The following is a 17,496-nucleotide window of genomic DNA, read 5'->3' as shown; positions in this document are numbered from 1 at the left end:
TTGTCTCAGCAACCATCCAAGATATATAGATGGTTGCCAAGCCACTGTGTCCCTTATATAAAAACATTATAAAGCCTTTAGGCTGAGATTATTATCCCGAACTGAGGTAGAATTATGAAACAGCAATTTGTAGAAACAATAAAAATCAAGAACGGCAAGGCCCTGGCCCTGCCCTATCATCAGGCAAGAATGGAGAGAACCATCCGCAGGTTCTTCCCATCCATTGCATCAGAAGAAATAAATCTTTCATCCCTCATTTCTCCCAAAGAAGAAATGAACCTTTACAAGGCACGAGTAGTTTATGGCGCCCAGGGCGTGGAAGCCATCGAGTATGCCCCCTACAAGATGAAGGAGATTCATTCCCTCAAGGTGGTAGAGGATGATTTCATCGACTACACCTACAAGCGCACAGACCGAAGTGCGCTCAACGCCCTGGTAGCCCAGAAGAGCGATTGCGATGAAATCATCATCGTAAAAAACGGCCTCATAACAGACACCTCCTTCACCAACCTCGCCCTTTTTGATGGCAAGAAATGGCTCACCCCCAAGCATCCTCTGCTCCAGGGAACCAAGCGTGCCCAGCTTCTGGAAACCGGCATCATCGAGGAAGCCGACCTCACACCAGAAGACCTCAAGAAGGCAGAAAAAGTGAGTCTCTTCAACGCCATGATAGATTTCGGAGAGCGGGAAGTGGAAATCCAGAGAATCCTATAGCTCAATCACTTCCAAATCATCCGGAACGAAGATTCTACCCTTGAAGTTCTCAGCAGCTTCACGGGTATAATTTTCCTTACGATTAGCCAGCGTCTTCTCCTCCGTATGATAAAGAATGAGATTCTTCACCCCCAGTTCCTCCGCCAGTTTTCCGGCATCAAGCGCCGTGCTGTGGCATTTCTCGTAAGGCTTGAATGTATCGCGGTCGGCATAAAGGCAGAACGCCTCGCACATCATCCAATCCGCCCCCTCAATGTAGCGGCGGTTCTGCTCATTATAAGGCTCATCGCCCAGGCACGCCAAGACCAGAGGTTTAGCATGATTTTCAGATGCAGCTTTATCGGATGCAGCCTTATCTTCTGAAGCATAATCGGATGCAGCCTTATCTTCTGAAACATTATCTTCTGAAGTTCCTGGCAACTCAGCCCGGAATCCGAACTGCTTCTCCTTAGTAGATTGAATATCAAAGCATTCCAGCTTCATATCCCCCACCTCGAAACAATCGCCATCTTCCAGCTGATGGAACACCACCCTTTCAGCCACCTTCGCCAGTTGCTTCTTGGCAAGAATCATGTCGATAATGGTCTTGATCACCTTCATCACCTTGTCGTTTCCATACACATGCAGCAATCCCTCGTACCCCTTGCATTGAGCCACCATGCGGATTACCAAAATCACGCCCAGCACGTGGTCGGTATGCGCATGGGTAACGAAGAGGTGATGAATATCAGAAATCTGAACATTCACCTTCTTCAGCTGCGAGAGGATTCCATTTCCTCCGCCCGCATCTACCAGCATCAGGGTACTGGGAGTCTGGAGCAGAAAGCAGGTATTATAAATCTGGGAAACCGTAGCATTTCCCGTTCCGAGCATCGTAATTTGAGTCGTTGTCTTATCCATTATCTTATCCATTATCTATTTGATTCACGCCCACAAAACTACTCATTTTCTGATAAACCACCAAGAAAAAGCCCCGAAAACTTTGCGTATTCCAAATAATAATCTTAACTTTGCGGCATAAAAACAAAAAGTTGGTTTCGATTATGGCAAATATTGAAAGACAAAAGCGAATCTATCGCAAGCGCATCCCTTACGGAATGCAGAATTTCGAGGATGTAATAAAGGGCGATTGCTACTATGTAGATAAGACTCCCTTCATCGAGGATATCGAAGATGCCAATAAGTATTTCTTCTTCATTCGCCCTCGCCGTTTCGGCAAGAGCCTTACCCTCTCCATGCTCGAAAACTATTACGACATCAACAAGAAGGATAAGTTCGAAAGCCTCTTCGGCGAGCTCTACATCGGAGAGAATCCTACCCCTGAACGCAACAGCTATCTCATCCTTCACCTGAATTTTGCCATGATTTCAGCAGGATTGGATAATTACAAAAAAGGACTTGACGCCCATTGCAGCAACAAGTTCAATACCTTCTGCAGCAGATACGCCCACCTTTTGCCACCGCACACAAAGGAAGAGATGAACCAAAAGGAAGATGCCGTTGCCCAATTGGGATTTCTATGCGACAAATGTGCTGAAGCAGGCTTGAAGATTTATCTCTTCATCGACGAATACGACCACTTTACCAATCAGATTCTTGCCCACAAGGAACATGAAGGACAACACCAAGAACAGACTCTTGGCGAAGAACACTTGCGCCATTTTTTCAATAATATCAAGGGTGCCGCAGCAAGTTCTATAGCAAGAGTTTTCATTACAGGAGTAACCCCTGTAACCATGTACAATTTAGCCAATGTTTTCAACATCAGTACCAACTATTCCCTGGCTCCGGAGTTCAACGAGATGGTGGGATTCACAGAGGAGGAAGTGCGTGAAATGCTGGCTTATTACGCCAGCGTGCTGCCATTCCGCCATAGCGTGGACGAGCTGATAGAAGTGATGAAGCCATGGTATGGCAATTATTGTTTTGATAATTCAGAATGCGGAATGGCTACCATCTACAACCCCGCAATGGTACTCAACTTTGTGGACAATTACATTCAAAGCAATTACGAGATTCCAAAGAAACCATGTGAAGTAATCCCAAGTACAGACCATGAGATTGTTCGCCAGCTCATCCGCTACGCCAAGGAGTTTGCCCACGATTCCAGCATCATAGAAGATATAATGACCAAGGGATTCGCCTTAGGGTATCTATTGGATATTTTCCCAGCCACCAGTATCAACACCCCCGATGGTATTCTCAGTTTACTCTTCTATTTAGGTATGGTTACGATAGACGGAACCTACCAGAGCTACACCCGATTTGTGATTACTAATGAGGCGGTGCGCAAGCAGATGCAGACCTTAATTTAATTAATGAGATAAATACGCCTGCCAAAAGATCAGGATTTTTCTAAAGATTAGAGTTAAAGATCGTGATCAGACTCCAAGTTTTCTGAAAAGTTTTAGTACCTTTGCAGATTGACTTCGGTCAACATGCGTAAGGAACGCATGAAAGGTAAATTTTAAAACTTAGCTGATGGCAGTATCTGAAGATAGAAAGTTTACGAAAGAACAAGTCTATACCCTTCTCGAAGGAGCAAAGGGCAAGACTCTAGGTGAGGTTGACAAATCCCACCAGTTTGCTCGTACCTTAGAAAGTAAAAAGATTACAGGTATCGCTGGAGACGTAATAGAACAATCTGTTTTCGGTTATAAGAAAGACAGCAAACAGGAATGTGATATTGAGATTGATGGTGTTCTTACGGAAGTTAAGACCACTGGAGTTCGTGTACCCAAGAGAGACCTGAAGAATGTAAGCGGAAAAAAAGGAGAAGCTTATAATGTTTACCTAGGTGCAAAGGAAGGTATCAGTATTACACATGTTACCTTTGAGCCTCCGATACAGACAGACTTCAACACCTCTCATTTTTGGGAAAAATCAGAACGGCTTTTAATTATATTCTATGAATATAAATCATACGAAGTTGTGCCTGCTTCCGGCTATGCCAAGTTCCCTATTGTTGACTACTGCTACAATTCTTTCTCGCAAGAAGAAAAAGATAAATTACGAAACGACTGGGAGATTGTCAGCAATCACCTGCAACAGGTTTATCATGATTATCTTGATGAAGAAAAGCGTAATGAACAGTTGGTTGGTTTTACTCACCTTCTTCGTCCAAATCTCTTGCTGATAGAATTAGTACCAGGATTCAAGCGCAAAGCAACAGGCTCTTATCAAAAACCTCGATACAGATTGAAACAGACTTTTGTTGATTACATCGTGCGGGGACATTTTGACAAAAGCAGAGCGAATAACGAAATCGTACTGAAAGAATCGTTTTCAAGTTTCGCCCAGCTGGATGAACGTTGCCATGCACTTACATTAAAGTATAAGGGTAAGACTCTGCCTGAGCTAAGAGAAATGCTTGGAATTGAAGCTAAAGTCAAGGATATTTCAGCTAAATGCGTTATCCGCATGTTCGGAACCGATTGCAATAGGTTAAATCAGATTTCTGACTTCCAAAAAGCCGGTATCATAGCAAAGACCATCACGATTACACCCCAAGGTGGAAGAACAGAGGACATGAAGCTCAAGCACATCGACTTTGAGGAATGGGCAGATAGAGATGCTGACTTTGAAGATTCAGATGTGTACGATTACTTCTGCGAGCACAGTTTCCTCTGCCCTATCTTCTGTGAGCATGATAGTAATGACCCTAGCAAAACCGTTTTTGAAGGGTTCAAACGCTTTGCCTTTGATGAAGATTTCATAGAAAATGAAGTACGACGCACTTGGGAAGATTCAAGAAACTTGATTCATAGAAATGAACTGGAATGGGAATACGTTTATGACAAACAGGGAAACAAACGTATGAACAATAGCGGTTCCTATATGGGAGCGCCAAACTTTCCAAAGAGTTCCGAATACAAAGTATTCTTCCGAGGAGGTGCAGATGTCTCGACAGAGAAAACAAGAACAGAAAGCGTGAACGGCATCAGAATGCTTCCGCAGTTTTTCTGGCTCAAGGGTTCATATATTGCTAATAAATTACAAGAAATTCCATACATATAAATATGTCTAAAAATACAATAAAGGTAGTAGAGCTTTTCGCCGGTGTAGGAGGATTTCGCATCGGTTTGGAAGGAGCATCAGATGCCTATGAAACCATCTGGAACAATCAATGGGAACCATCAACCAAACACCAAGATGCTTCGCTCGTCTATAGAGCGCGTTTTGGCGACAAAGGTCATTGTAACAAGGATATCAATTTGGTCCCTACAAACGATATTCCTAATCACGACCTGCTGGTCGGAGGCTTTCCATGTCAGGATTATTCTGTAGCATCAACTCTTAGCCGCTCTGGCGGAATTGAGGGAAAGAAGGGTGTGCTTTGGTGGCAGATTTATCGCATACTCAACGAAAAGGGAGATAATCGCCCAAATTACATCTTCTTTGAAAACGTTGACCGCTTGCTCGGCTCACCTGCCAAGCAGCGTGGACGTGATTTTGCCATCATCCTTGCCTCATTAGCTGATTTAGGCTATACTGTGGAATGGCGAGTAATCAACGCTGCAGAATACGGAATGCCTCAGCGTCGCCGCCGTACCTACATTGTTGGCTACCATGAGGATTCTCATGTTTCAAAGCAAGTACAAGAGTTGAAAGACTGGGTGCTTTATGAAGGCGTACTGGCAAAGGCTTTTCCTTTTAAGCCAAAGGATAAAACCATCTCTGAATTTGAGATAGACGGAACCATCAAGGAGGTATCAGATAATTTCAATAAAGACGGCAAGGACAGTCCATTTGGAAATGCCGGCATCATGCGCAACCGCTGCATATATTCTGTTGATGCAGAAGCTGTTTACGAGGGTCCAATTATGACACTTGGCGGCAATATCGTTGATGAGTCGCTGGTTCCCGAGGAGTTCTTCATCCCAGAAGAGGAAGTAGCAAGATGGGAATACGAAAAGGGAGCCAAGAAAATAGAGCGCACAACAAAAGAAGGATTCAAGTATCTTTTCTCTGAAGGTGGAATGGCATTTCCTGATTCCCTGGATAAGCCTTCACGCACCATTATAACCGGTGAGGGAGGTGCTGCTGCTTCACGCTTCAAGCATGTTATCAAGACCCCATCCGGCCGCTACCGTCGCCTGATTCCTATTGAGTTAGAGCGTCTGAACATGTTCCCGGACAATCATACCTTGCACCCTGATGTTACGGATGGTCGCAGAGCCTTCCTGATGGGAAATGCTTTGGTGTGCGGAATCGTACAGCAAATAGGCAAGAGTCTTTACCGTTTCATCTATGAGAAGGAACCAGTTTCCACTCACCCTATAGATGTTAAGCGTGACCCTCAGCCCAAGCTGAATCTTGACTTATTCTCAGAAACGAATCCTGAGTTGAAAATAAACAAGCCAAAGAAGAGCTACACTTTGGACATGAACAAGAGTCTGTTAGTAGGCTTTGTCAAGGAAGATAATACTGATTATTTCCTGGATGGTGGTCAGACAAAGATTTACTACACCGGTAAGACCAAGTCTTTTCCATCAACCGTGGCGCTGAACAAGCTCTACTATTTCATGCCTTACATCAAAGGCAAGGGTGTCAAGGATTTGTATCTCATCCGCATTGCCCGCATAGGCAGCAAGGCAGAGATTCATCCCGAGTCAGACGACAGAGACCCACGCCTTGTGTTTGAGTTGGAATATCTAGAGAGCTTGCCAAACTACATGATGCTGAAGCCTAACATCTTCAACACCTATAGAAACACAGTTCTCGGAAGAGTGATGGGGGATAAAAAATAATTCTATCCCCCATCCATTAGAAAGAGAGTTAACTAATACTGTTTTACTAAAAGTAAAATCAATAAAAGAAGAAATAAAAATGGCAAAATTTCAAATTTTTCAATACCTGTTTCGCCCTGTAATGGAGAATCAGGCAGGACTACCAGCAGAGGTTTTTCAGGCTGTCAATGTTCAAGATTCACTTACCAGAAAGCAGGAATTGTTTGGTAATGTACTTGATGATTTAGCATGTGAGCAAAATGAACAGGAAAAGTACTATCAATTCAATGGAGAAAAATTTAAATACCGCTCGTTTATCAACCAAGGCGATATTTATGTAATACGCATTGCAAATAATAAAAAGGCAAAGCTTGAATCAGACTTCAATGTTTCAGAATTAGACAATCATCCTTCTTGTTTAGTTATTATTGACAATCGTAAAGACCGTCAGATCATTGCTATCGAACGCAATGTAGCATTCTCTAAAGCTAGTATGGTTGCTGATATTTTGCAGAACACTTTTCGTTTAAAGTTGCTCTCAAATCGCCTAACCCTTGACATAGCCGGCAAATTTCATACAGCAGAGTTTTGGCAGGTAAGAAATTCAAGTATGAATCTAAAGGGTATCGATTATGTTGATTTTCCATTTGGTTATCCAAATCTTCCTGCAATAAGCGACCTTGTTGGTGAATATTTCACCGACTTAGCCAAACGTACTAATAGTGAGCCGACTTTGCATCTCCAGGGACAGAACCATGAGAGCGTAAATCTTGACCCTACTGACATTTGGCTGCTGAATGCTATCAAGGCTTGTGCTGCAAGTGGAAAACCGATCCTTATCAAACCTAAAGGAAGCCAGGTTAGAAAGATTGGAGTAGAAAGCCCTGTAATTGAGGAAATTGCCGATATTGCTGTCAAGGAACTCAGTTCGCATGATTTGTTTGACTCCAAATTTAATCTGATTGTAGAATTCCTCAACAAAATTAAACTTGTGTATGAATAATCTGGAATCAAGAATGCTCGAAATTTTCCTCTCCGACCAGTTGTTCTGTTCGCTTTACCCAGCTCTTTGCTTCATGGAAGAACAACACCAAGCGCCTTCGCCAATAAAAGTATGGATGGAAGCCCTACAAATAAAGCAAAATACAGAAAAATTTTGCAGGGCTGACATCATCATTGGCCGCATGTTTGCAGACAAATCGCAGATAGAGGCACTGTGCGAAGAAGCGGTATTATTCTACATGTTGATAACCACTGGTCAAGAGGAAAAACAAAAGCCAACAGCGCTAAAAGATGCGCTGGCCAGACTACTGCTAAAACATGGAGAACTGTGGAAGACCTTGTACAACAAAATAAGACAATCTGAAGAAGAAGAAGAATTGGAAGGCCACTACGTTGATTCATGTGATTACAGCAAGAAGTTGAATCAACTTGTCTACCTCATGCAGCAAGAACTGGATTCCATAAAGGAAAACAATCTAGACTTGAAGCAGGCAAAGGAAGTTGTAAGAATAATCGTAGACAATTGTATGGGGCTTACAAGTGATACTATAGAAGGAATCCTAGTCCCTTTGATGAGTACCAACGAACAATACAACTGTGCATTCAATGAGGAAGTGAATCGTCTGAAAGAGAAATTGGGAATTAAGACCGAAACTAAAATAAATTTCGAAAAACTTAACGACATTCACGACAATGAACAAGTTCATATAGGCAAATAAATTATGGCAGATATAAAAATGGATTTTAATGGTAACGTGAATATTGAAAAAATGTTTGATATTCACGACAACCAAAAGGTAACCATCAACAATAATACGGCTGATCAGGAAGAACCAAATAACATTCAGAAAGAAGCAGCAAAAGCAAACAAGACCATAGATGCAACAAACCAGGAAGAAGCTGCCAAGAAAGAACTCTTCCGCTTTGTGCACCCTGCTCTCGAAGAGGAGGAAGAATGGAGAGTGCATCGCGAAGTTGAACGATTGGTGAAGCGATTTGATGTGCAGGAAATCTGCATGCGGCTGAACCAGCTGAAAAAGGAGGGTAAGGTGCTGCTGCCTCAAAACACGAGAAACGCCCATGAAGAATTGATACGCATGGGGATGCCGACGGGAAAGGCGGGATTCGAATACAAGACTTTCTGCAAATACTATCATAAAGATTAGAAGATGATGGAGACTGGTATTTGCTGATATGAGTAATGCTTGCTAAAAGCGACCGATACTTGATTGTTGTTCAGGTATCGGTCGCTTTTTTTGTACCTCTATGCCAAGAATGCGATTATACGTAGAGAGAATATCAGAGAAAAACAGAGAACTTTAGAGAACTTTAGAGAACTTCAGAGAACTTCAGAGAAGGCCTTTTTGAAAAGCATTGATGCTATGTTTTTTCTTCCTACTTTTGCACCCGTCGGAGATACAAGGCAAAAGCCGGAATGGTTCTGGCTTATCTTGAATCATCTCCGTATTCTTTATTGTTATGAACGCAAAATTGATGCGCGTGGTGCAGCAGGGCGAGGCCTTCGCTGTGCAGAGTCAGAAGAGTGAGAACGGACAGCTCATGAAATGCAACATCGTGCTGCAGGAGATGGGCGGAAAGTTTGAGAACCAATACGTGGCTACGATGCTCGGAAACATGGCAATGTTCAAACTGGCACCAGGTGATGTTGTGGCAGTAACGCTCAGATTTTCTACACGTGAATATAATGGACAGGTGTTCCAGGATATTCTCCTCACTGACATGTATAAATTGAATTGATTCACAGTCAGTTTTATTAGTTTTTAATTATTAACCGAGTGGAGTGAGTGAAGGAATCTCCGGAGGTAAGGTAGCGCTACGTTTCTCGCTTTCTTTGCTCTTAAATTCACTAAGGTTATGAAAAAGGATTTTAATGACATCCACAAGTTGATGAACAGACAGCACACTCAGAAGAGCGGCATGGCTTATTACGATGATACCAATTACTTCCTGTTTGCTCCCGATGAGCCTGTAGTAGGAAGCATGCCCCGCTTCCATCGTCTCGGCGTTGCACAGCAGTTGAACGACGGCTCCTTCGAATTCGTTCCGAAGCCGCAGCTCAAGACGCAGTCGCTGCTGATCAAGAAGCTGGCGCACGGTCGTGTGTCGAAGACCAAGGATGGTGCCATCCAGCTCACCCTGAAGGTTTACTGCGATGAGGGTGTGAATATCGGTGATGCCATCGCCACTGAGGCAATTATGGCTAAAGATGCCATCGTGGAGTATCAGTTGAAGAGATAAACCAAAGAATCTAGGGCTTTTTAGAGGAAGAACCCGAATCTTCCAATATTCCAGTTCTTCCAATATTCCAAAAAGGGTGTTTCAAGACAAAACTCCTTCTTATAGATTCTATAACTAATTAATATATAGATAGTTATATAAAGAAAGAAGAGAAAGGAAACCCTTAAAAAAATAACTGGAAGAACTGGAATTGGAAGATTTTCCAAATCCCCACTTCCTCTAGAAAGCTCATTATCAACACATTATCGAAAAATGAACAAGACAAAATTGAAATACGACATCACAAAAAGCACCGCTCCGAAGATGCCAAAACTGGGAAAAGGCACCGAATGTGTGCAACTTTTGCTCTCTCAGGTATCAAAAGACATGCACGAACCCCTTGTTCCGATGCTCTTCCCTATTCTTGGAGCGCAGGTCAGCGGCACGGAGTTTCAGTATCCCGACCTCAGTTGGAAGGAATTATGTGGCATGATGGCCAATCTCGTTGCCGATTCGGACTGCAATAAAGGTCAATTGGGAAACTTAGTGGAAGCCATCTGCCGAAACTTCCGAGAACACGACGAAAAGGAATTGGAGAAGCTAGTGGAGTGGCAAAAACAGATTAAATCCAAGTCGGCCAACAAGGAAAAGCCTGTTAGACCCGACGTGAGTTTCTGGTTTCCACCTGCCGACGTAACGAATGCCGCCTTTATTCTGAACGCTATGGGGTGTGAGAACCTGGGCGAGAGAACACAATACCTCAATCTGCCTGAGGTGGAGATGGCTGACCGGATGTGCGGCGGGCACAAGCAGATTTCGCAGATGCTGCGCAATATCTACGACCGCCAGCGCTCGGGAACATTAAGAGCTACAGCCGATGGAGTGACGGGCAATCCTGTGCTTCGTGCTAACCTCACCATCTCATCCACTCCGTATGCTGCCCGAAAATTCTATAAGAACGAACTCTTCAATGGTACCTTCGGGCGAATGGTGTTCTCGTATAAGGCGCGAATGGGGCGTGATGGAAGAATCCCGAGACAAGGCAGATATGACGAGGTATTCTATAAAAAACTCGACGAATATCTGGTGAAGCTCAGCATCTGCAAGGGCAGATTCATCATCAAGCCGCTGAATAAACTTACTGACCAGCTGGCTCAAGACATGGCTACGCTTGCCGACCTGACAGACGACGATGTGTTTTGGGACATTTCGAAGCGCTCTATCGTGTCGGCATGGAAGGCGGGGTGCCTGCTCTGGGTGCTGAACAACCAGACTTGGACGAAGTCGATGGGCGAGCTGGTGGAGTGGCTGGTGTATCACGACATGTGGAGTAAGGCGAAACTCTTTGCCGATTTATTGAATCAGGATGCCGACTCAGTGAGCGAGGCACAGCGAAGAGGTCCGAAGAACTTACTTGACGACCTGCCTAATTCATTTAACGAGGCACAACTGGAAGCGCTCCGCATCTCTCTAGGCAAAACGAAAGAGGGTACGAAAAACCAACTCTACAAATGGGTATACCGAAAATTCATCACCTACAGCAACCAGACGGGGCTCTACACCAAGACGCAGGAGTATCTTACGGGCACGCCGGAAGCGAAGGAGAAGAAATAAACATAATTCTATAAAGAGAAAAGATGAATGGAAAAATATGAGATTCAGAAGCTTCGCGACCTTCCGATAGAGAAGGTTGCGGAACAGATGGGGATGAAGGTGGAGCACCACAAGGCGCTCTGCCCCTTTCATGACGACCACCACGCCAGCCTCTCGTTCAACACGAGAAAGAACAATTGCAGATGCTATGTCTGTATGGGGAATTCCTTAGGCACCATCGACCTGGTGATGAAATACCTGGGGAAGGATTTTCTGTCGGCTTGCCGATGGCTCGCAGAGGAACATCAGGTTCAACTGGAGGAGGATAGGAAGAGAGAAGCTTCTTCCTCATCTTCTTCCCCCGGAGACTCTTCATCCGGTGGTTCTTCCCCGGAAGATAATTCGGGTGGTTCTTCTTCGGAAAAATCCTCCTTCTTTGATGCGAGCAGGTATGCGAGATTCTTCGAGCATCCCTGGCTCAACCTGGCGGCTAGGAGATTCCTTTTTGAGGAAAGAAGGATTGATGAGAGAGTGGCTGCATGGTGCAGATTGACTTCCTGGACGGATAAGAAGGGCGTGAACTGGCTGCAGATTCCATACTTCAGCACGGAGGGGAAGCTGATTGGGATTCAGAACAGGAACCTGGATTACAAGAAAGGGGAATCAACTCCCCGATTCCGCTTTCCCTATGGTGCAAAATGCTCCATCTACAATCTGCCTATCGTGAAGGGGATGGCGCCGGGCGAACAGCTCTTCATCACCGAGGGATGCAGCGACTGCTGGGCAATGCTATCTGCCGGGCACAAGGCGATTGCCATTCCTTCTGCCACGCTATTGAAGCCGGAAGATAAGAAATGGCTGGCGGAAATCGGCTCGCAGCTCAAGATAGAATGGCACATGTTTCCCGACAGGGATGCGCCGGGCGAAAGCCTCTTCCTGCAACTCAAGGAGATTCTGCCCTCGCTAGTGCACCACCAACTGCCCCCAGGATGCAAGGATTTCAGCGAGTATTATCTGAAAGAGAAAACCGAGTTTATCAATTTTTAAAACAAGATGAATATGGAAGAATTTATCATTCGTACGTACACCAAGAAGGAACTTGCCCTGATGTACTTTCCCGAGAGTTATCCACGCACAGCCGTCAACCATCTGATGGCTTGGATTCATCTCTGCGCCCCGCTATGGAATGAACTCCTGGATATGGGGTACCGCAAGACCAGCAAGGTCTTCTCGCCTAAACAGGTGAAGGCCATCGTGGAGTATCTGGGGGAACCGGGATAATGTTTAATGTTTAGAGTAAAAATGTGCCGCCATCGCACGGCATCAGCCACCATCGCACAACTGATGGTGGCTGTTTTTGTATCTTTGCATCGTGATTCAGAAAGCGCTGGAAAATCACTTTCCTAGTTGGAGAAAAATATTTCTCCAGTTGGAAAAATGAAAAAAGGCATCTGGGAGATATTCCGGATAAGATAATCCCGAATGCATCAAGTTATCAACCTCGACTCCAAGCCCTGATACGAGTCCTTCTCTTTCTTCTTTCAAAAAAGAAGACGGAAAGTAAATAGGGGGCAAGAGAAGCGTATGAACCCAAATATGAAAGCATTCATCAAGTATCTCATCGTGGCCGTATGCTCTGCCATCGTCACCTTCCTCACCAGCTCGTGTACCGCGGGACTCGTGATCGGGAAGAACCAGCGGCAGCAGCAGGAGAACAATATCTCGACAAGGGCCGACTCTTCGCACTTCGTGCCTACTATCACCATACGATAGTCAGCTTAGAGTTAGAGTTAAAAGTTTAGAGTTTATAGTTTACAGAGTATTAACAATTTAAATTTCAAGTAATTATGTCTATCAATTTGAAAGCAAAGGAAACCCTCATCCAGGTGGGTGAGTTGAAAGGTAAGTATCGTTTCGTGCTCAGTACCGAGCTTTACAGCAAGCTCCCGGAGAGCAAGGTGATCAAGGAGGCTGCACTCCGAAGTGGCGTGAGCCGCGGCGTGATGCAGGCGTGCTGGGATGCTGCCGGCGAGGTAATCAAGGCGTGGTCAACCGAAGGCCACTCCGTAGCTATCCCAGGTCTGGGAACCATGCGATTCGGCGTGCGCGCCAAGAGTGTGGCTACCGTGGGTGAGGTGGCAGGCAGCCTCATCACCGCACGCCGAGTTATCTTCACCCCGAACGTGGATATCAAGGATGAGCTGCAGAGAACTCCTATACAGATTACCTGCATCGACCGAAACGGCAAGGTGGTGAAGAACGTTACCTCGGGCGACAGCGGTGACGTGGAAGACCCAGACAAGGACCCAAACGGCGGCGGCACTAACCCTGGCGGCTCCGGAAACGGCGATAACCCTGGCGGCGGTTCACAGCCTGGAAATACCGAGGGAGGTAATACCCAAGGCGGTAATACAGAGGGCGGCAAGACCGATACCGGCGATACCGGCTCTGAAGGCGGTGGAGATTTTGTAGATATGTAACCGTACATCTTAGGATTACAATTTTCATTTTCCCATTCCACTCTCTATTTTCTGTTAAGTCTTTATACGCAGAATCCCCAATCCCAAGGCTCCATTGCGAGCCCCGGATTGGGGATTTTTATCATTAATAAGGAAACAGCAGCGGCAGGACGAAGGTCATCACCACGCCGATGATGATCTGCAACGGCAAACCTACCTTTACATAATCCATAAACGTGTAGCCACCCGCCTTCATCACCAGCGCATTAGGCGGAGTGGAGAACGGAGAGGCGAAGCACATGCTGGCTCCCAGGGTCACCGCAAAGAGGAAGGAGTATGGACTCACCCCCACCTGATGGGCTGCCACCAGGGCAATAGGTGCCATGAGAACCGCCGTGGCGGTATTGCTGATAAACATCGTCATGAGCGAAGTGGTGAAGTAGATGCCCGCCAGGAGAGCCGTAGGGCCCATCGCTCCCAGGCTATCCACCAGCCCCTGAGATACCAATGCCGAAGCACCCGTCTTCTCCAGCGCCGTTGACATCGGCATCATGGCAGCTATCAGCACGATGCTCTCCCAGTTGATGGTCTTGTAGGCAGCCTCCACGTTGCGGAAACATCCGGCAAAGACCGTGAGCAGTCCGGCGATGATGACCGCCGTAACCGGAGCCACTGGGATGAAATCGAACACCATCATGGCTATCATCAGCAGCATGATGGCAGCTGCCACAGGCGCCTTGTAATCCAGCAGAACCTTATCGGCAGCCTTCTCCGGCTGATCCAGCACCACCCAGTTGGTAGTATCGGCAGTAAGATGCGTCAGGTTGGTCCATTCGCCCTGCACCAGCAGCATGTCGCCCACGTGCAGCTTGGCGGCTATCAGATTATCCGTGATGTATTCGTTGCCGCTTCTGCCACCCTCAGAAGAAGATGAGCCTCCGCCTCGCTTCACACCCAGTACGTTGATGCCGAATCGCTTGCGCAGGTTGGCATCGCCGATGCGCAGACCGGCGAAGTTGGAGGTAGGCATCACAACGATTTCCGTCAGTCCCAGGTCGTAGAAATCAATCTTCACGTCCTTCATCCTCCTCAGTCCGTAATCCTGGGCAAAGCGCTGCATCTTCTGCTCGTCACCTATTATATATAGTATGTCGTGCACCTGAATGGTACTGCTGCTCTTCGCCATGTTCTGGTTTACGTCCTGCACCAGTCCGAGTCTCGATTTCTTCTCGTTTCTGATTTCGATGATACTCACTCCGTATTTCTTCTGGACGCTGAGTTCTTTCAGGGTCTTTCCCACGATGTTCATCGGCTCGCCGTTTTCATCCTTGGCGGCAGAAGTTCGGTTGCTTGGCACGATGTAGCGATGCAGATTGTCGAGCAGGCGGTATTCATCCACCAGGTCATCGAGCGACTTGGTTTTCTTCTTCTTTCCGCTCTGTTTCCTGCTGAGGAAGATTTTGCTGAGCGGCATGAGCACGATGATGCCGATGGCGATGACGATGATGCCCACGGGGAAGAAGGAGAAGAAGGCGAGCGGCTTGAATCCCGCCTCGGTAAGCACCTCGTCGATGACCAGGTTGGGCGGTGTACCGATGAGGGTGAGCATTCCGCCCAGGCTTCCGGCGAAGGCGAGCGGCATGAGGAAGCGCGATGACTGCATGCCCGAACCTGCTGCCAGGCTCATGATGATAGGCATCATGAGGGCCACCGTTCCGGTATTGCTCACGAAGGCTCCGATAAAGGAGGTTACGAGCATCACAAGCAGGAAGGTGATGGTTTCGTTGCCGCGCGAGAGTGCCATCAGTTTATTGCCCGTCAGCTTGGCGAGACCGGTCTGCATGATGGCTCCACCCACCACGAAGAGGCCGATCATCATGACGACGATGGGCGAAGAGAAACCAGCCAGAGCTTCGGCTGGCGTAAGAATTCCGAAAACCAGGAGTGCTGCCAAGGCTGTGAGCGCCACGATGTCGGCTCTCACCTTGCCCCAAATAAACATGGCAACCGTAATGATTAAGATAATAAGCGTATTGTCATGCTATAAAAACTTTGAATTTTAAAAATATGATGCAAAGATACTTACTTTATTTCGCTTTTTTTACCTCTACAATGCTAATTTTTCTAAAAATATGGCAGATTATTGGTGAAAAACTGCACTTTATTCATCAGTTTTCAGTACCTTTGCCCTCAAATCAATCAATCAAATAAAAAGAAGACTTAATAATTCATTAGAAATGGAACAGAACAATGTTAAACCAGCTGATGGCAAGCTGGGTATTATGGTTGTAGGTTGTGGTGCAGTATCTACTACATTCATGACAGGTGTGCTGATGGCCCGCAAGGGACTTACCAAGCCAGTAGGCTCAATGACTCAGTACGACAAGATTCGTGTGGGCAAGGGCGCAGACAAGAAGTATCTGCACTACAAGGACATCGTTCCTCTTGCCAACCTCAACGACATCGTATTCGGCACCTGGGATGTCTATCCTCAGAATGCCTATCAGGCTGCCATGTATGCCGAGGTTTTGAAGGAAAAGGACATCAACCCTGTGCGCGAGGAGCTGGAGCAGATTGTTCCGATGAAGGCTGCATTCGACAAGAACTACGCCAAGCGCCTGGACGGCGACAACGTGAAGGACTGCAAGACCCGCTGGGAGATGGTAGAGGCGCTGCGCCAGGACATCCGAGACTTCAAGGAGAAGAACGGCTGCTCTCGCATCGTTGTTGCATGGGCTGCATCTACAGAAATCTACGTACCGGTGGATATGGAAATCCACGGCACATTGGCTGCTCTCGAAGCTGCGATGAAGGCTGACGACCGCCAGCACATCGCCCCATCCATGTGCTACGCCTACGCTGCCCTTACCGAGGGGGCTCCTTTCATCATGGGTGCGCCTAATACTACGGTTGACATTCCTGCCATGTGGGAACTCGCTGAGAAGACCCAGATGCCTATCGCAGGCAAGGACTTCAAGACCGGTCAGACCCTCGTGAAGAGTGGTTTCGCTCCTATCATCGGCACCCGCTGCCTGGGCTTGAACGGATGGTTCTCTACCAATATTCTGGGCAACCGCGACGGTCTCGTTCTCGATGAGCCAGCCAACTTCCACACCAAGGAGGTGAGCAAGCTCTCTACCCTGGAGACGATTCTGAAGCCAGAGGAGCAGCCAGACCTCTACGGCCATGGCAACGACGAGGATACCCAGTATTATCATAAGGTACGCATCAACTACTATCCACCTCGCAACGACAACAAGGAGGGCTGGGACAACATCGACATCTCGGATGGATGGGTTACCCAATGCAGATTAAGATCAACTTCCTGTGCCGCGACTCCATCCTTGCCGCTCCATTGCTGCTCGACCTCTGTCTGCTGAGCGACCTTGCTGCCCGTGCCGGCCGTTACGGCACCCAGCGCTTCCTGAGCTTCTTCCTCAAGGCGCCAATGCACGACTACACCAAGGGCGAAGAGGCTGTGAACAACCTCTACCAGCAATATACCATGCTGAAGAACGCCATCCGTGAGATGGGCGGTTATGAGGCTGATGAGGAAATCGACTAAGATTTTTCCGATAAAGGACTGAAGTGGATGATTTCACCCACACGCCCTGAAAGGGCAGAAGCTCCTAGCCCAGGGCAACACCCTGGGTACAAACAGCAACCATCAAGGCGCCCTGAAAGGGCAGAAGCTCCTAGCCCAGGGCAACACCCTGGGTACAAACAGCAACCATCCAAGGCGCCCTGTAAGGGCAAAAGCT

16 protein-coding genes and 1 pseudogene are annotated in these 17,496 nt (G+C 46.7%); 15 read left to right on the top strand and 2 right to left on the bottom strand.

What is annotated here, in order from left to right; genetic code table 11:
- The first annotated feature begins 114 nt into the window (after window positions 1–114).
- On the top strand, window positions 115–714 hold the full coding sequence (locus DW830_RS13535; protein ID WP_119250269.1) for an aminotransferase class IV family protein: 600 nt from the start codon (window positions 115–117) through the stop codon (window positions 712–714).
- Here the strand turns inward: DW830_RS13535 and DW830_RS13530 are convergent.
- On the bottom strand, window positions 709–1,626 hold the full coding sequence (locus tag DW830_RS13530) for an MBL fold metallo-hydrolase (RefSeq protein ID WP_233544539.1): 918 nt from the start codon (window positions 1,624–1,626) through the stop codon (window positions 709–711). The genes DW830_RS13535 and DW830_RS13530 overlap by 6 nt on opposite strands.
- A 131-nt stretch (window positions 1,627–1,757) precedes the next feature.
- Between DW830_RS13530 and DW830_RS13525 the strand changes: the two genes are divergently transcribed.
- From DW830_RS13525 to DW830_RS13465, 13 genes are all read left to right on the top strand, one after another.
- The gene (locus DW830_RS13525; RefSeq protein WP_119250268.1) at window positions 1,758–3,029 is read left to right on the top strand and encodes an AAA family ATPase; all 1,272 of its coding nucleotides are present in this window, start codon (window positions 1,758–1,760) and stop codon (window positions 3,027–3,029) included.
- Window positions 3,030–3,195: 166 nt separating this feature from the next.
- Entirely contained in the window at window positions 3,196–4,731 is a 1,536-nt protein-coding gene (locus DW830_RS13520) for a MutH/Sau3AI family endonuclease (RefSeq protein ID WP_119250267.1), read from the top strand.
- Between the two features lie 2 nt (window positions 4,732–4,733).
- Window positions 4,734–6,464: a DNA (cytosine-5-)-methyltransferase gene (dcm, locus tag DW830_RS13515; protein WP_119250266.1), complete on the top strand. Its 1,731-nt coding sequence runs from the start codon at window positions 4,734–4,736 to the stop codon at window positions 6,462–6,464.
- Window positions 6,465–6,543: 79 nt separating this feature from the next.
- The gene (locus DW830_RS13510) at window positions 6,544–7,446 is read left to right on the top strand and encodes a hypothetical protein (RefSeq protein ID WP_119250265.1); all 903 of its coding nucleotides are present in this window, start codon (window positions 6,544–6,546) and stop codon (window positions 7,444–7,446) included.
- Window positions 7,439–8,164: a hypothetical protein gene (locus DW830_RS13505; RefSeq protein WP_119250264.1), complete on the top strand. Its 726-nt coding sequence runs from the start codon at window positions 7,439–7,441 to the stop codon at window positions 8,162–8,164. Before DW830_RS13510 ends, DW830_RS13505 begins: the two co-directional genes overlap by 8 nt.
- 3 nt (window positions 8,165–8,167) lie before the next feature.
- Window positions 8,168–8,611 carry a hypothetical protein gene (locus DW830_RS13500; RefSeq protein WP_147487272.1) on the top strand — a complete coding sequence of 148 codons (444 nt, stop codon included), beginning with the start codon at window positions 8,168–8,170 and terminating at the stop codon, window positions 8,609–8,611.
- A 313-nt stretch (window positions 8,612–8,924) separates the two neighbouring features.
- On the top strand, window positions 8,925–9,203 hold the full coding sequence (locus tag DW830_RS13495; RefSeq protein WP_119250262.1) for a DUF3127 domain-containing protein: 279 nt from the start codon (window positions 8,925–8,927) through the stop codon (window positions 9,201–9,203).
- A 117-nt stretch (window positions 9,204–9,320) separates the two neighbouring features.
- Window positions 9,321–9,704: a hypothetical protein gene (locus DW830_RS13490; RefSeq protein ID WP_119250261.1), complete on the top strand. Its 384-nt coding sequence runs from the start codon at window positions 9,321–9,323 to the stop codon at window positions 9,702–9,704.
- Window positions 9,705–9,956: 252 nt separating this feature from the next.
- Window positions 9,957–11,297 carry a hypothetical protein gene (locus tag DW830_RS13485; protein ID WP_233544538.1) on the top strand — a complete coding sequence of 447 codons (1,341 nt, stop codon included), beginning with the start codon at window positions 9,957–9,959 and terminating at the stop codon, window positions 11,295–11,297.
- A gap of 27 nt (window positions 11,298–11,324) precedes the next feature.
- Window positions 11,325–12,323 carry a CHC2 zinc finger domain-containing protein gene (locus DW830_RS13480; protein WP_119250260.1) on the top strand — a complete coding sequence of 333 codons (999 nt, stop codon included), beginning with the start codon at window positions 11,325–11,327 and terminating at the stop codon, window positions 12,321–12,323.
- Window positions 12,324–12,335: 12 nt separating this feature from the next.
- A complete protein-coding gene (locus tag DW830_RS13475; RefSeq protein WP_119250270.1) occupies window positions 12,336–12,557 on the top strand; it encodes a DUF4248 domain-containing protein in 222 nt (73 codons plus the stop codon).
- A 315-nt stretch (window positions 12,558–12,872) separates the two neighbouring features.
- Complete coding sequence (locus tag DW830_RS15920) at window positions 12,873–13,049, top strand: hypothetical protein (RefSeq protein ID WP_233544537.1); 177 nt, start codon at window positions 12,873–12,875, stop codon at window positions 13,047–13,049.
- A gap of 74 nt (window positions 13,050–13,123) precedes the next feature.
- Entirely contained in the window at window positions 13,124–13,756 is a 633-nt protein-coding gene (locus DW830_RS13465) for a DNA-binding protein (RefSeq protein ID WP_158573507.1), read from the top strand.
- A 124-nt stretch (window positions 13,757–13,880) separates the two neighbouring features.
- Here DW830_RS13465 and DW830_RS13460 read toward each other — a convergent pair whose 3' ends face one another.
- The gene (locus tag DW830_RS13460; RefSeq protein ID WP_119250259.1) at window positions 13,881–15,737 is read right to left on the bottom strand and encodes an SLC13 family permease; all 1,857 of its coding nucleotides are present in this window, start codon (window positions 15,735–15,737) and stop codon (window positions 13,881–13,883) included.
- A gap of 235 nt (window positions 15,738–15,972) precedes the next feature.
- Here DW830_RS13460 and DW830_RS13455 point away from each other — a divergent pair.
- Window positions 15,973–17,300, top strand: a pseudogene (locus tag DW830_RS13455) (inositol-3-phosphate synthase).
- The last annotated feature ends 196 nt before the right edge of the window (window positions 17,301–17,496 follow it).

Origin of the sequence: Prevotella sp. AM34-19LB (assembly GCF_003468525.1) — a bacterium.
In the GTDB taxonomy this organism is placed as follows: Bacteria; Bacteroidota; Bacteroidia; order Bacteroidales; family Bacteroidaceae; genus Prevotella.
Note: the sequence above shows the minus strand (reverse complement) of the source record. Positions and strands in the feature narration are given on the sequence as shown.